Here is a 14,807-nt window from a genome sequence, read left to right on the forward strand (position 1 = left end):
CACATGAGGTGCGGTAGTAGAAGCGATATGTGTGTTTTTCAACATCGAGAGCAAAGGTAACCAAGCAAATGGTTTAGGCAAAAGTTATTTTAAAAAAATGGTATTGTCTGAATAATCTCTTATTCGAGCGAAAGCCACTCTTCTTTAATCTTCTTGGGTAAACCTTCCACCACAAGGTTATAGGAATGATCTATCAGTTCCTTCATTAGATTTTCAGCAACTGTACCATCGGTCTTTACTGAATTCCAATGGGTTTTATTCATATGCCAGCCTGGGGTAATTCCGGGTTCTTTTTCCCGTAGTTCGGCCGCATACTCAGGATCACACTTTAAATTGATGTATTCGTATACATCGAGGCCTGTGAGTGCAAACATTTTGCCCATCACTTTTAACACCAAGGTATCTGGGCCGAAAGGAGTGTGTTCAGTTACCCCTTTTTTGGCAATACAATATTCTCTGAATTCATCAATGTACATAGTTTAAAAAATTAGGTAAGCCTATATCTACATCCGTCCAATCGCTCTGCTCACAATCACAATAACTGCGATTAAAAACATAATGATCGAAATCTTATTGACAGTATGCATGGCCTTGATATTAAAATTAGTAGGCCGCGAAGGATCCTTCTTTCTGAAAAAATACCCTAAAACAGGACCCAAATTAAAGGCTTCTTTGGCGGTTAACTTTGAATCCTCTTGCTCTTCATTTTTAATTTCTTCGCTCATCACATTTCAATTTTAAAATTCGGCATTTGCCAATTCGGGCTCCAACCATTTGCCATCTTCGCGTATGATCTCAATCAATTCGTCTACGGCTTTTTCGGAGGCTACTCCCCTTTTCATTACTTCCTGGCCTTTGTACAAGGTAATCTTTCCTTTGCCCGAACCCACATAACCGTAATCTGCATCGGCCATTTCACCTGGGCCGTTTACGATACAACCCATGATTCCGATTTTCACTCCTTTCAAATGATCGGTGCGTTTACGGATCATGGCCGTGGTTTCTTGTAAGTCGAACAATGTTCTTCCACAAGACGGACAAGAAATATATTCGGTTTTGGTCATTCGCGTACGAGCCGCTTGAAGGATACCAAAGCCGGTTTCATTCTTCAACTTTAAATCTGCCAGTTGGGTTTCCTTATCGGACTGTTTATCTACCTGAAGCATAACGCCATCTCCAAATCCATCGACTAACAGACCACCAAAATCTGTTGAAGCATGAATCAAAAACTCCTCGGCATCAGTTACGGTGTAGTTTCTAGACACGATGACCGGAACCGATAATTTCCTTTTTACCAATTCAAAAAAGAAACGCCTCAAAGCAGGCATGGCATGTTCATTCTCAGTTTCGAGAATTACCACCAAGTTAGAAGCCTCCAACACCGACATTACATCCTCTGACAATTCATCGGCTTTTAGCTTTATGAAATTGAGTTGATCATCAGCGTTTTCTGCTTCGGCCAACTGATCGAAAGTAAAAACGGGGTAACGATTCGCTTTATCTTCCAAGTCATTCCATTGCGGGTAATCGACCAGCTCTTTCAAGCCATTCGGCAACATAAAATCGATCGCATTATTGCCCGAGTAAACGTAATCTGCACCTTGATCATTCATTCGCCATTTATCGGGTTCTGGCAAATAGAAGTGTCCAACGTTCTTTAAATCTTTAATGGTAATTTCTTCAAACTGACTCAAGTCAGCAATGACGCGTGGCACATTAGAAGCGCCAATATTTACTACTTCTCTCGACTGACGTTTGTGATACAAGAATGGATCAATCGGATTTTCATCAATCTCAGCAATGGTTTTGTGTTCATGTCGGTTATGATAACGATCGACAAGCTTTTGCGCCACAGGAGCTTCGAATTCTGGTTCCTCTGTCAAGGAAACACGGACAGTATCTCCTAATCCATCTTCCAGCAAAGTACCAATCCCCACTGCGGATTTGATTCGGCCGTCTTCGGCTTCACCTGCTTCGGTTACACCCAAATGCAACGGATAAGGTTTTAGACCTTCTTCATCTAATTTCTGCACCAGCAAACGATAGGCCTCTACCATCACTTGTGTGTTACTCGACTTCATAGAAAGCACAATATTATAGTACTCCAAGTCTTCGCAAATACGCAAAAACTCAAGTGCCGATTCCACCATACCCAAAGCGGTATCGCCATAGCGGCTCATGATTCTATCCGAAAGCGAACCGTGATTAGTCCCAATCCGCATGGCAGTTCCATGTGCTTTACAAATCTCTACTAAAGGCGTAAAGCGCACCCGAACTCTGTCCAATTCATCCTGATAGGTTTCGTTGGTGTATTCTATATTTTCGAATTTCTTTTTATCGGCATAGTTACCTGGATTCACCCTTACCTTTTCCACAATTTTTGCCGCCAGTTCTGCAGCGTTTGGAGTGAAATGGATATCGGCTACAAGCGGAACATTACAGCCACGCTTTTTCAATTCTTCCTTAATGGCACGAAGATTTTCGGCTTCTTTTAAGCTGGGGGCTGTAATGCGCACCAATTCGCAACCAGAAGCTACCATGCGCAAAGTTTGCTCCACCGACCCCATGGTGTCCATGGTATCAATGGTAGTCATCGACTGTACCACAATAGGGTGATCGCCTCCAATGGTTACACTGCCGACCTGAACCGGAATGGTTTTTCTGCGACTATATTTTACTAGGCTGTTGCAGTATTTCTTTACTGCGCTTACTGCTGAATCCATGCGTTTTATGCTTGCTCCAAAGTTAACTTGAAATGAATTAAAATGTTAGACGAAATAGGGAAAGGTTGGGCGATAACCAAACAGTATCGACTTTATGGTAACAAACATTTACTTCGGGCAAATATTTAACTACACAAAGTTAAATATAGCGCCCCTTCAGGGCTAATGGGTATGGCTGTATTCAAGGATGGGCTATGCCCATCCTTATGATATCCTGCCCTTTCAGGGCAAAAATGGGTGAATAAGATATAAAGACGTAATGCTAGGATCCTTTCGAATACAAAGAATGATTTCGCAATACTCACAATTAATGCCCTGAAAGGGCTATATAACCCAACGGAGGACGAAGTCCTTCGGGAATGCTCTACTAAAGAACCCCTCAGCCCTGAAGGGGCGAAAGATCAATCCCAAACATATCTTTCGTCAAAATCTACTTTGTACTTAATAAGAAAAGCCCTGTATTCCTCTTGAAAAGATTTCCTTCTATGATGTTCATGCTGGTTCTCGATATATGTAATGACTCTATCAACTTCGGAAGGCTTTACAGAAAAAGCTCCGTAACCATTCTGCCAGTAAAAACTACTTAAGGTTTCATGCCTCGTTTTCATCCATTTGGAAGAGTTCATTTTGAGTTCCTTTACTAAAAGGAATAAGGCTATATTCTTAGAGAGTTTACATAACACATGAACGTGATCAGTATAACCACCAACCCTTAGAACTGGACAATCGAGTTCTTTACAAATACCAGCCAAATATTGATGTAGCTCCTCTTCATAAGGCGGGTGTATAAGATGCTGACGATATTTCGTACTGAATACAATGTGTATGTAGTTCTGAACTAATGATTGGCTCATTATTAATTTACTCTAATATTCATAATGAGAATAATTTAAAGAAAATTTAAATAGAATGCAGTATTAGTTAAACTAAAGTATTGCGCCCCTACAGGGCTGAAAGTGTTAGTCTATACTAATCGAATGGGCTTTGCCCATTCTTATGATGTTTCGCCCTTTCAGGGCTTAAAATTTAGGTTGCATCAATGGATGGGCGATGCCCATCCTTATGGTATCTCGCCCCTTCAGGGCTAAAGGTTAGCATACTTTATCAAACTCATGTCTAGAGAATATTCATTTACTCAACCCTGAAAGGAAAGTGTATTCTAATTCACCTCAATAGTTACGAAAGAAAAAGTCCTGAAAGGACGACATAACATAACATAACATAACATAACATAACGGAGGACGAAGTCCTTCGGGGATAGCTGACACTAAAACAGCTTAGCCCTAAAGGGGCTAGAGAAGCCTAACGAACACATAACTCCTCCATAAGAACCCACAGCAAATTCTACATGAAAAGAGAATAATCTCCGTAACATCAGAAGATAAGTCCTGAAAGGACGACATAACATAACGGAGGACGAAGTCCTTCGGGAATAGTAACTGTATGAAGACTTTAGCCCTGAAGGGGCGAGATATTCATCACCGTAAACCTCATAAAACCTCCCTCACCTTTTCCCAAGCTAAGTTGGCGCAGGTTAGGCGTTCAGGGAATTCACGGGCGGAAGTGAAGGCCAAAAGTTCATCATCAGAAGTTATCGATTCTGGCGATTCATTGTTTTCAGGATCAATAACCTTCAAAAACAGCTCAATCAATGCTTTTGCTTCACTCCTAGTTTTTCCTAACAAGTGCTTTGTGAGTACCGAAGTTGAGGCCTTTGAAATAGCACACCCATAGCCTTTGAAGGAAGCATTCTGAATAATATTGTCTTCGAATTTTAAATACAGGTCAAACTGATCGCCACACACTGGGTTATAGGCCTGTAGTTTGTGCGTATAGTTGACCAAAACACCTTCATTAAAAGGACTTTTGGCATGGGCCAGTATTTGAGTTTTGTAAAGTGCTTTTAGGCGGTCATTCATAAAAAGAAGCTTTTGATTTCGTCTAAGGTATTTTTGAGAAAATCCACTTCTTCTTCAGAATTATAAATATTGAATGAAACCCTGACGGTTCCGCCAATATCAAGCTTATGCGTTAAAGGGTGTGTGCAATGGTGACCCGCACGAACTGCAATGCCCTTTTCGGTTAAAAATGCTGCAATGTCATGCGGATGAATACCTTCTATGGTAAAAGAAAGTATAGCAGTGGTTTTCGCATCTTTTGCAAAGAGGGTTAGTCCCTCAATTTCTGATAGTCTCTCTACTGCGTATTTTCTTAACTCAGCGCTGTGCTTCCCGATTTCCTCCACTCCGACTAAATTGATAAAGTCAATCGCAGCTGCCAGGCCAATTGCTCCAGCGATATTGGGGGTTCCAGCTTCGTGCTTGGTTGGCAAATCAGCCATGATTGTTTTGTCTATGGTCACTTGCTGCACCATTCCTCCACCATAAGCCAAGGGAGACATGTTTTCTAGCAAGACCTGTTTTCCATACAATACGCCAATTCCTGTTGGGCCAAAAGCCTTGTGCCCAGAAAAAGCCAGAAAATCGCAACCCATATTCTGAACATTAATCTTTGCTGATAGGGGCAATTGTGCGGCATCTACAAAAACCTTAATGTTATATTGATGAGCCAGTTTTATGATCTTCTTCAAATCATTCTTCACCCCCAGCGTATTGGAAATGGCCGTAACGGCCAATACTTTCACCTTATCCGTTAGCATTGAAGCAAGTTTGCTAAGGTCCAAGTTCAGCCCAGCATCTAGCGGTATCACTTTCAGTTGTGCACCCTTTGATTGACAAGCATGCTGCCACGGAACGAAATTACTATGATGCTCCATTTCTGAAACCAGCACTTCATCGCCTTGTTCCAACCGTGGCAATAGAAAAGAGTTGACTACTTTATTGACAGCATCTGTAGTTCCCGAAGTAAAAATCACTTCCTTTTTAGACGAAGCACCGATAAATACTCTCACTTTCTCACGTGCTTGATCATAACCAGAAGAAGCAGCCGTAGCGGGCCAATACAAGCCTCGCCCTACATTCGCATAATAACCAGCATAGAACCCAGCAATGGCATCAATTACACATTGAGGCTTTTGGGTGGTGGAAGCGTTATCTAAAAAAATCAGTGGTCTACCCTCTTTTCTTGCGGTCTCAAAAATCGGAAATTCGGACTTTATCCATGGCATAGTTGAAGGGTAGTTGATTTACCTTAATGGTTAATTTGAAGGAGTATTAATCGTAGTCGTTACAATAATGGCCGACATCATGGCCACCATAATGGCCGCTTGAATTTCGCGGATACTTTTGTTCACGCTCTGGCTAATTTTAATATCCTGAGTAACTTCCTTAATTCTCTTCTTCACCACCCTATACTCTTCATTGTCGCGAAAAGCCTCCTTAGTAAGGTCTGACACATCAATTAGGCTTAAAAGCATTACATCACGCGCCTCTGATTTTGCTCCGCGAAGCATTACATCACTCAAACGCTGTCTCACTTTATTCTCAGGTGTAATATTGGTGGTTGGGTACTTATTGTTAGGAATAATCCAGAGGATCTTGTGCTCCTCCTTACGTAAAATCCCTTTGTTCTGAAGTTCAAGTAAGGTGTCTTCTTTAAGCTCTTTAGCCTGCTTGGCTATAAGCTCTATCCAGTTTTTCAGTTTGCGAGGCTTAGAGGCTTTTATCTGGTCAATCACTTTATTGATGACCATTTCCACTTCATATTCATCGTGGGTAAGCTTAAGCTTATCGCCAGATACATCAATCTTTTCGCGAAGCGCCATTTCTAACAAAATGGATCCAGCAAAACCGTAGTACAAATGAGTTGAATCGATAACGAATTGACCTTTTTCGTCATCAAGGGCTATTAATAAAAATTCTTCAATGAGGTTGAGTTGCATGTTGTTCGTTTTGCCTTATTCCTAATAATATATAAGTATATATGGTTTTAAAGGTCGCACTTTTTTCGCTTTGGTTCAAAGCTTGGACGAAATCTACTTCAACTTTGCTAATTCAGAATTAATCTCAATCAGCAGGCTATCGCACTTATTAGAAGTTAAGCCGTAAATGGCATCTCTTTCCTTCAATAGGTTAGTATAGCTTCCTATCATATTTCTCACCTTATTATTCTTTAGAGGCCTATCATCTAGTATCTCATTCTGACCAAATTGTACACTTCCAAACTGAATATTTTCAATCATATAAGGGTAGATTTGCCCATTTACCAAGTCATGAATAAAGTCATCTGCTTTAGAAATTTCGTCATAATGAAAATTGTATAGATCCGTAATAGATGCCCTGAGCTTATAGTTGCTAATCATATCTAAAGAGCCAGAATTGACTAGTGAGTGATATGTTCCGTCCTTAGCATTAAAATAAGGCGCTGCATAAGTACTCGTTATGTGACCATATTTTAAATCTTCTAATGGGCCACTGGCATAAACAAAACGCATCAAGAAATCGATATTACGACTAAGCACTTTGGATGAATCCAAAATGTGGTTCAACTCGGTGTTGTCATTCGTGATATCATCCCTTAAAGAAGTTAAGTAGTTGATCTGAGTCTCTCTGTCTCTTCTTTTTTCTGCCCAATTCTCCATACCAAAGGCAATGGAAATACCAATCACCACTACCAAAAGCTCTATAAAGTGATTTTGCCAATTGATTTTACTTTTAGCCATACTAGTTTATTTATAACGGAAAGTAGCTAAAAACAAAAGAACCACAAAGCGTTGGCCTTGTGGTTCTTCAATCAGAATATCTTTGTCTTTTACTCTATCACAGAGCCCATGTCCGAGAATTTTTCGATACGTGAATCGATTCGTTTATTGGCATCCATTGCACTCAACGCTTTCAGTTCATCTAGAATATTCTTTTTCAGTTCGTTACACATCCACTGAATATTTCGGTGTGCTCCGCCAAGCGGTTCTTTGATAATTCCATCAATTAGGCCAAAGCCTTTCATGTCTTGCGCTGTGAGCTTCAACGCTTCGGCTGCTTGCTCCTTATAATCCCAGCTTCTCCATAAAATAGAAGAGCATGATTCAGGAGAAATAACGGAGTACCAAGTGTTTTCCAACATCAATACCCTATCGCCAATCGCAATCCCTAAAGCTCCACCCGAAGCACCTTCACCAATTATGATACAGATAACAGGCACTTTAAGCATAAACATATCTCGAATATTCCTGGCAATGGCTTCGCCTTGGCCCCGCTCCTCTGCTTCGAAACCTGGATATGCTCCAGGGGTGTCGATCAAAGTAACAATTGGAATGTTGAATTTCTCAGCCATCTTCATTAAGCGAAGCGCCTTTCGATAGCCTTCTGGGTTGGCCATACCGAAATTACGCATTTGGCGCTGCTTGGTATTTCTACCTTTTTGTTGGCCAATAAACATTACTGTTTGACCATCAAGGGTACCCAGTCCGCCCACCATGGCCTTATCATCTTTCACCGTTCGGTCTCCAAACAGCTCGATAAAGTCATCGGTAATACTATATATATAATCCAGTGTATAAGGCCTTTCTGGATGACGCGAAAGTTGTACTCTCTGCCATCTGGTTAAGTTCTTATAAGTTTCCTCCTTGAGGGTTTGGATTTTCTTTTCTAGAGATTTTATGTCCTCGCTAACGTTCACTTTGCTGTGTTCAGCAAGCTCCTTCATTTCAGCAAGTTTCTCTTCAAGTCTGACAATTGGTTGTTCGAATTCCAAAAGCATTAATTTAGTTGATTCAATGTACAAATTTAATATATAAACCCATGCCCACCTTATAAGAGTATGAAAATTTCGATGAAGGCGGGTCGATTCTTCATTTTTCCGTACTTTTCGGTAAATCCGATTATATGCTTCCCGACAACGATATTGTAACAATTAAAAACGTACTTCTACTTTTTATGGGCATTGTCATCGTGCTCGTAATCAAAGAATTATCCGCACTTTTAATTCCATTGACCTTCGCCATTTTCATTGGCATTCTTCTCCAACCTGTCATTGCGTATTTGGATAAAAAAAACTGGCCTTATATGCTCAGTATTATCGTGATAACGGTACTTACCCTCGGTTTTGTCTTTTTAGTTGGACTTATCGTGTTCGATACGGGCTTACAAATTGTAGATCAGAAAGATAAACTCTTAACGCAGATTGGGAGTAGATTAAACGGTTTGGTCATTCAGTTTGAAAGTATCCCAGGGTTTTCCGCTTTAAAAGAGCGTGACTTTACTGAGACTTTATACCAAATTCTTTCTCCTGAAATGATGCTAAACACCTCTGGCATGGTAGCTACTGAAGTAGGGAATTTTGTTTTTAACCTTGTGCTTTCAGCCATTTATTTGGTGGCCGTTTTGGGCAGTATTGTTAAGTATGAAAAATACATCAACTATTTAGAGGGAGATGATGACATTGGGAAACAACGTTTGCTTAAGGCTTTTGTAGAAATTAAAGATGCAGTAGCGAGTTACATGAAGGTGAAGTTTTTCACCAGCTTAAGTACTGGTGCTTTCTTTGGACTTATTTGTTGGGGTTTTGGAGTAGATTTCGCTCTATTCTGGGGGTTCTTGGCCTTTATGCTCAATTTCATTCCTACCGTTGGATCAATTATGGCCACCATCCCTCCTGTTCTGTTAGGGCTTATTCAGATTGACAATGGTACGAGTTATCTGTTTTTCATCTTACTTCTAATTGCCACACAGTTTGTTTGGGGGAATGTGGTTGAGCCGCTGATGATGGGGTCTAAAGTGGCCTTAAATACAGTAGCAGTCATTTTAGGACTTGTAATCTGGGGCTATATATGGGGAATTGCTGGAATGCTACTCTCTGTACCTTTGATTGTATTGGCAAGAGTAATACTGGCCCAAATTCCAGATGCCGACCTTATTGTAAAACTGATGGGACGAAGTCAGTTGGATGATAACGAACCTGATTAGAGGTCTAATTTTGAAGGTTAACTCCTTTTTTCTACTTTAGATCGAAATTTAAATACCACCTAGGAATATGAAAAAGAAATCACTTATCCTCACTGTGGCTGGCATGTCTGTTATTGTTGTTAGTCAATTCATAACACACTTTGCTTCTACATCAGATTTTCTAAGTGGAGCACTTTTAGGAGTTGGTATTGGAATACTGTTTTTGGGTTTAGTTCGGTTAAGAACAAAGGCTGTCAAGTAAGCTCTCAGAAGCCACATTATTGTGTGGCCTCCAAAACTTACAAATTCAGGTTTACTTATTTTTTAGTTTTTAAATCCACACCCTTATTTAGTCTATAAATCAAAACGGCCGCTCTTTTTGATTGCTTTGGCAAAGCGCGAAGGTCACCCGTTTCATTGATCGTATGATCGTCAGCACCTGACATTCCCATGGCATCAATTCCCATTTCGATATGGCCCGAAGTGAAAGAAATATCGGCTGCACCAGCATCGGCAGGATTTACTGATGTCACTTCCCCAAAACCCAAATCTTTACTCACTTCGCTAAAGAGGTTCATCAACTGATAATTCCCTTCCGTTGGCGCAAAAGGAGGATAACCTTCAGCAAAGGTGATAGTAGCCTTAGTACCTGGTAAATGCTTGGCCACGATTCGCTTCATGATTTCTTGGGTTCTTGTAATTTGCTCTGGTGTTAAGGCACGAATGTCACCCGTTACCGTTACATCTTTAGAGACCACATTGTTCTTTCCAAAAGCAGTTCCAGTATTTTCCGATTTGTTATAGTCTACTTCTGTTCCACCTGCAATCATTCCTGGATTGAAGGTTAAATATTCCTCACCAGCCAATTCATCATAAAACTGATATAGAATTCTAGAGGCCTCGTAAATAGCACCTGCTCCTACTTTTGGCTTGAAGATTTGAGAGGAATGTGAAGCATTGCCCGTTACTGTTAATGTCCATCCGGAAGAACTTCTTCTGGCTACGTTTACCGTAGCTGGGTTTCCGTCTCCGTTTTCAAAGCCCAAAGCGACATCAGCCCATTTTGCAGCTTCGATCAATGCTTTTTTCGATTCAGAAAGGGGACTTCCTGAAAGCTCTTCATCACCTGTCATCACTACGGTTATGTTCATGTCCTTCAACAAACCAGCACTATGCAAAGCTGCCAACGATTGAAGAATAATTACATCCCCTCCTTTCATGTCGGCAATACCCGGGCCTTTGATGGTGTTTTCATCTACTTGAGACCATTTCTGATTGGGGCTGTCTGGTTCAAAAACCGTATCTAAGTGACCGATCATTAAAATCTTCTTTCCCTTTCCACCTTCAATTCGCGCTACTAAATGGCCAGCGCGATTGAATGACGATCCATCTACCCATTCTACTTCCATGCCTAAAGCCTTGAACTTCTCCATGAGCACATCGCCAACCTGACGAACACCTCTGAAATTCATGGTGCCGCTATTGATATTGATCAACTCCTTCAGCAAACTCAAGTATTCATCATTGTGGCTGTCTACATACTGAATCAGTTTCTTTTCGATTTTATCAGTTTGTGCCATTAATGGCGAAGCGATGATGATTGCGACTAAGGCAAACAGAATATATATTTTTCGCATAGTATATTTTTTACGTTCGTGAATTAAGGAGCACCCTAACCTCTAAGTGTAATTCTAAAATTGAAATTAAGAAAGATTAAGAAATGAGGCACTAAAAAACCCCAGCTTTTCAACTGGGGTTAGTTGAAGTCTCTGATCTATTTTTTAATCCCTGGTAAATTCATTGGCTTTGAAGTATGCCAATTGAAAGGCCCTGCTTTCTGCTTTCTTGGGTAAACTTCATCCAGCGTATTTCCATTGTACAACCTTCCGTTCTTCATTACTTGAATAATAGTGTTTGTATTTCGAATGTTTTCCAACGGATTTTTATCTAGAATCACCAAGTCGGCAAGTTTACCTACCTCAATCGAACCCAAGTCACCTTCTAAACCTAGTGCCGTGGCTCCAAGAATTGTAGCTGTTTTTAGTGCATCAATATTTCTCATTCCACCAGAAGCGATAGACCACAATTCCCAATGATAACCCAAACCTTGTAACTGACCATGACTGCCAACTCCCGCCAAGCCGCCATTTTCAACTACATCTTTCACTCCAACGGCATGCTTTTTAAACACATGCTCTTCATCCATAAACCACCCTGGTCTTCTTCTAGATTTAGCCGCCAATTCATTGTAGGGCGTGAAAAAGCTCAATTTAGGATCGTTATACGGATTCTCTCTAGAGTAATAGTAGTTTTCAGCCCAAGGGCCTCCATAAGACACCAACAAAGTAGATGTATAAGCCATTTTGGACTGAGCCACCGACTGAATTACATCTTTGTATAAAGGTGCAATTGGAAACGAATGTTCGTGCCCAGGGTAACCATCAAGCATTTGGGTCATGTTCAGTTTGAAATCCAGTCCACCTTCGGTAGTTGGCATTAGCTCTTGTTCTTTGGCCGCCTGAATTACCCATTGGCGTTGCTTTCTGTTCCCTACCAAATACATCTTAATGGATTTAGTGTCGTAGTACTCAGAGTACTGCTTCAACACCTTTCGGGTTTGCTCAAGGCTCTTTAAATTGTAAGCCCAATAGCCTACTCCAGGGCCTGTAGAGTATATTCTAGGGCCAGGGATTTGCCCAGTCTCCACCATATCGGAATAGGTCAACACATCGGTGGTGGCAGTTTGAGGATCACGTGTGGCAGTAACACCATAGACCAAATTAGCTGCGTAAATCCAAACCTCATTTTTTTCTAACCCCCATGCTGGCCACATGTGTGCATGCGTATCTATAAAGCCAGGAACAATAGTTTTACCCGTCATATCAATGGTTTCTGTTCCTCTTGGTACTGAAAGTGTGCCTGAAGCACCAACAGCTTTGATTCGCGCATTCTCAATAAGGATATCGCCATTCTCGATTACTTGATCACCCTTCATGGTGATGATTCGAGCACCCTTTAAGAGGGCCGTGCCTTTCGGAATGTCTTTCTTGACTTTCACTTCTACATTAAACTCAACAGGTTCAAAAGTGGCTTCTTCTTTCTTTTCATCCTTCTTCTCGTCAGCCTTTTCTTCTTTCTTTTCCTCCTCAGTTTTCTCTTTATCAGCCTTCTCTTTGGCCTTTTTGGCCGTAGCGACAGAATCTGAATAAGCTTCCCCTTTTTCTAAGTCATAAATGAAATGGGCTTTACCAATGCTCCAATGCACCTTCTTAGCATCAGCAGACCACTTAGCGAATTCACCTCCTATTTCAGTCAGTTTCTTAGCCGGAAATTGAGCCGACTCTGGACTGGCTACAGAAATGGTTGGGGTTTGCCCCAACTTAGGTACCGTCACAATGTAAATATCATTGTTGATCACCGCCATGGCCTTATCTCCTTCAGGCGCCATATAGATTTCACTCGCACGGGCTGGAGGATTATTTTCACGCCAGTTGTCTGTTTCGCTCAAAGCAGTATTATTTGCTGCCGCTCCCAAATGGTCATCCGCTGGATTGGATCCGTATGTAGTAATTCCGGTGATGATGACTAAATTCTTTTCATCCGTTCCGTCCCATCTTACCGAGCTCAAACCTCTTCCGCTGCTCAAGTAAATCCTATCATCGTTTTTAACAAAATGAGGATTGCCACGGCCATTGGTTTTCATGATAAAATTAACATCGCCTCCATTCTCGCTAATCCAAGCCAAATCTTCGGCAGCTCTTGGTGCAGAAGGCCCTTCAGCATCTTTCATGTTTTGGGCACTTCCTTTCGTGAAAACAATTTTACCATTCTTATTCCATGCTGGTGCAGTATAAATAGCAGACTCTTTGGTGAGCTTCACAGGTTTAGCCCTGCCATCCATCAACAGCTTATAAATACTTCCGCCATCCGTTTCAGACCAAGAGACAAAGGCAATAGATTTACCATCGGGCGACCATGTAGGCATGGCTTCCGTCATTTCAAAATCGGTAATTCTTCTTGGGCTGCCCGAAGGAATGTCCATTACATAAAGCCTATTCAAAGCGGTAAACACCATTCTCTTTCCATCGGGAGAAGGCACGGCATCCCTGATTTGGGTGACCAACATGTTTTCATCATCAGAAATTGGATAATTGAATTTCAACCTAGGCCCCATTTCTAGTTCCACATCCACTTGGAATGGAATTTCTTTTGCAGCACCACCCGCCACAGGAATCCTCCATATTTTACCTCCATAAGAGGCCAATAGCTCTTTACTGTCTGGCGTAAAAGTCATGGCTGGCAAAACGCCCAATGGTGCAATAGACTCTTGATCATCACGCTGAACAGGGTAAGCCAACCAGCGTTCATCTCCAGATTTAAGGTCTCGCAAAACCAAACCTGTTTGCTCTTCGTAGCGCGAACCGTACACCAAATACTTTCCATCTGGCGATAGAGTTGGCGTAAATGCTGAGCCGTAACGGGAAGTAATTGTTGATCTTTCTCCGTTATCCCGGTCATACATTCCCACCTGATATTGAGGCAATTGAGCATTGTAATTCCAAGCTCCGTTACGTTGAGAATAGTAAATATAACGGCCATCAGCACTAAAAGCCGGCTCAACAAGCTTCAAGCCAGCAGGTTCTTTAATCAACTCAAAACCTCCACCACCATTTTTGTGGTACATGAATAGTTTCAGATTTCTTCTTCCTCTAGAAGTCACTATGTAATCTCCGTCAGGTGACCAGTCAGCAGATTGGAAATTTTCGTTTTCACTTTTGGTGATTTGCTTGGTTTCCTTCGATTCCAACTCCATCGTCCAGATATTGTCATTCCCACTTCTGTCGGAAGTGAACACAACGCTTTTTCCATCAGGACTAAACTTGGGGTGAGTATCGTATGCCATTCCATCGGTAATTCGAGTGGTTTGACCTCCTTTAAATGGCATTGTATAAATGTCGCCCAGCATATCAAAAATGATGGTTTGGCCGTTAGGGCTTATGTCCAGCGACAGCCATGTGCCTTCTGTTGTATTAAACTCCAAGGTACGTTCGGCCTTTAGCGGCAAACCCTTAAATGTAGTTTGACCAGTTGTATCTTGCTCCTCTTCTTGCCAATTGTAATTGGCTTGCAGGGTAAAGCTTGAATACATTAAAATGAGGCAACAGAGACACCAAGAAAGGTGTTTTGGCCACTTTGTTTGTGGTTTGATTCTAACTTCTTTCATCTATTGTGGTTAATTTGG

Annotated in this window: 13 protein-coding genes; 2 read left to right on the top strand and 11 right to left on the bottom strand. The window is 41.3% G+C overall.

Translation table 11 applies throughout. The annotated features are described in order from the left end of the window. Positions 1 to 119: 119 nt before the first annotated feature. From AWN68_RS13705 to AWN68_RS13745, 9 genes are all read right to left on the bottom strand, one after another. Entirely contained in the window at positions 120 to 476 is a 357-nt protein-coding gene (locus AWN68_RS13705; RefSeq protein WP_068416722.1) for an MmcQ/YjbR family DNA-binding protein, read from the bottom strand. A gap of 27 nt (positions 477 to 503) precedes the next feature. Then, positions 504 to 725: a DUF6728 family protein gene (locus AWN68_RS13710; RefSeq protein WP_068416725.1), complete on the bottom strand. Its 222-nt coding sequence runs from the start codon at positions 723 to 725 to the stop codon at positions 504 to 506. Between the two features lie 12 nt (positions 726 to 737). Further along, positions 738 to 2,723, bottom strand: a complete 1,986-nt coding sequence (gene ispG / locus AWN68_RS13715; protein ID WP_068416728.1) for a (E)-4-hydroxy-3-methylbut-2-enyl-diphosphate synthase — start codon at positions 2,721 to 2,723, stop codon at positions 738 to 740. Positions 2,724 to 3,124: 401 nt separating this feature from the next. Next, entirely contained in the window at positions 3,125 to 3,577 is a 453-nt protein-coding gene (gene tnpA / locus AWN68_RS13720; RefSeq protein WP_068416729.1) for an IS200/IS605 family transposase, read from the bottom strand. 636 nt (positions 3,578 to 4,213) lie between these two features. Beyond that, positions 4,214 to 4,642 carry a Fe-S cluster assembly sulfur transfer protein SufU gene (gene sufU, locus AWN68_RS13725; protein ID WP_068416732.1) on the bottom strand — a complete coding sequence of 143 codons (429 nt, stop codon included), beginning with the start codon at positions 4,640 to 4,642 and terminating at the stop codon, positions 4,214 to 4,216. After that, positions 4,639 to 5,850: an aminotransferase class V-fold PLP-dependent enzyme gene (locus AWN68_RS13730; protein WP_068416735.1), complete on the bottom strand. Its 1,212-nt coding sequence runs from the start codon at positions 5,848 to 5,850 to the stop codon at positions 4,639 to 4,641. The genes sufU and AWN68_RS13730 overlap by 4 nt, the downstream gene beginning before the upstream one ends. 30 nt (positions 5,851 to 5,880) lie before the next feature. Further along, entirely contained in the window at positions 5,881 to 6,564 is a 684-nt protein-coding gene (locus tag AWN68_RS13735) for a GOLPH3/VPS74 family protein (RefSeq protein ID WP_068416736.1), read from the bottom strand. Between the two features lie 93 nt (positions 6,565 to 6,657). Next, a complete protein-coding gene (locus AWN68_RS13740; RefSeq protein WP_068416739.1) occupies positions 6,658 to 7,344 on the bottom strand; it encodes a DUF6090 family protein in 687 nt (228 codons plus the stop codon). Between the two features lie 89 nt (positions 7,345 to 7,433). After that, entirely contained in the window at positions 7,434 to 8,381 is a 948-nt protein-coding gene (locus tag AWN68_RS13745; protein ID WP_068416741.1) for an acetyl-CoA carboxylase carboxyltransferase subunit alpha, read from the bottom strand. 125 nt (positions 8,382 to 8,506) lie between these two features. Between AWN68_RS13745 and AWN68_RS13750 the strand changes: the two genes are divergently transcribed. Together AWN68_RS13750 and AWN68_RS19020 are read left to right on the top strand one after the other, a co-directional pair. Next, complete coding sequence (locus AWN68_RS13750; protein ID WP_068416744.1) at positions 8,507 to 9,586, top strand: AI-2E family transporter; 1,080 nt, start codon at positions 8,507 to 8,509, stop codon at positions 9,584 to 9,586. A gap of 67 nt (positions 9,587 to 9,653) precedes the next feature. Next, entirely contained in the window at positions 9,654 to 9,827 is a 174-nt protein-coding gene (locus AWN68_RS19020) for a hypothetical protein (protein ID WP_157716224.1), read from the top strand. 55 nt (positions 9,828 to 9,882) lie between these two features. Here the strand turns inward: AWN68_RS19020 and AWN68_RS13755 are convergent, their stop codons facing one another. Together AWN68_RS13755 and AWN68_RS13760 are read right to left on the bottom strand one after the other, a co-directional pair. Beyond that, on the bottom strand, positions 9,883 to 11,202 hold the full coding sequence (locus AWN68_RS13755; RefSeq protein ID WP_068416746.1) for a M20/M25/M40 family metallo-hydrolase: 1,320 nt from the start codon (positions 11,200 to 11,202) through the stop codon (positions 9,883 to 9,885). 137 nt (positions 11,203 to 11,339) lie between these two features. Continuing rightward, positions 11,340 to 14,789, bottom strand: a complete 3,450-nt coding sequence (locus tag AWN68_RS13760) for an amidohydrolase family protein (RefSeq protein ID WP_245658010.1) — start codon at positions 14,787 to 14,789, stop codon at positions 11,340 to 11,342. Positions 14,790 to 14,807: the final 18 nt, after the last annotated feature.

This window comes from Roseivirga echinicomitans (assembly GCF_001592935.1).
In the GTDB taxonomy this organism is placed as follows: Bacteria; Bacteroidota; Bacteroidia; order Cytophagales; family Cyclobacteriaceae; genus Roseivirga; species Roseivirga echinicomitans.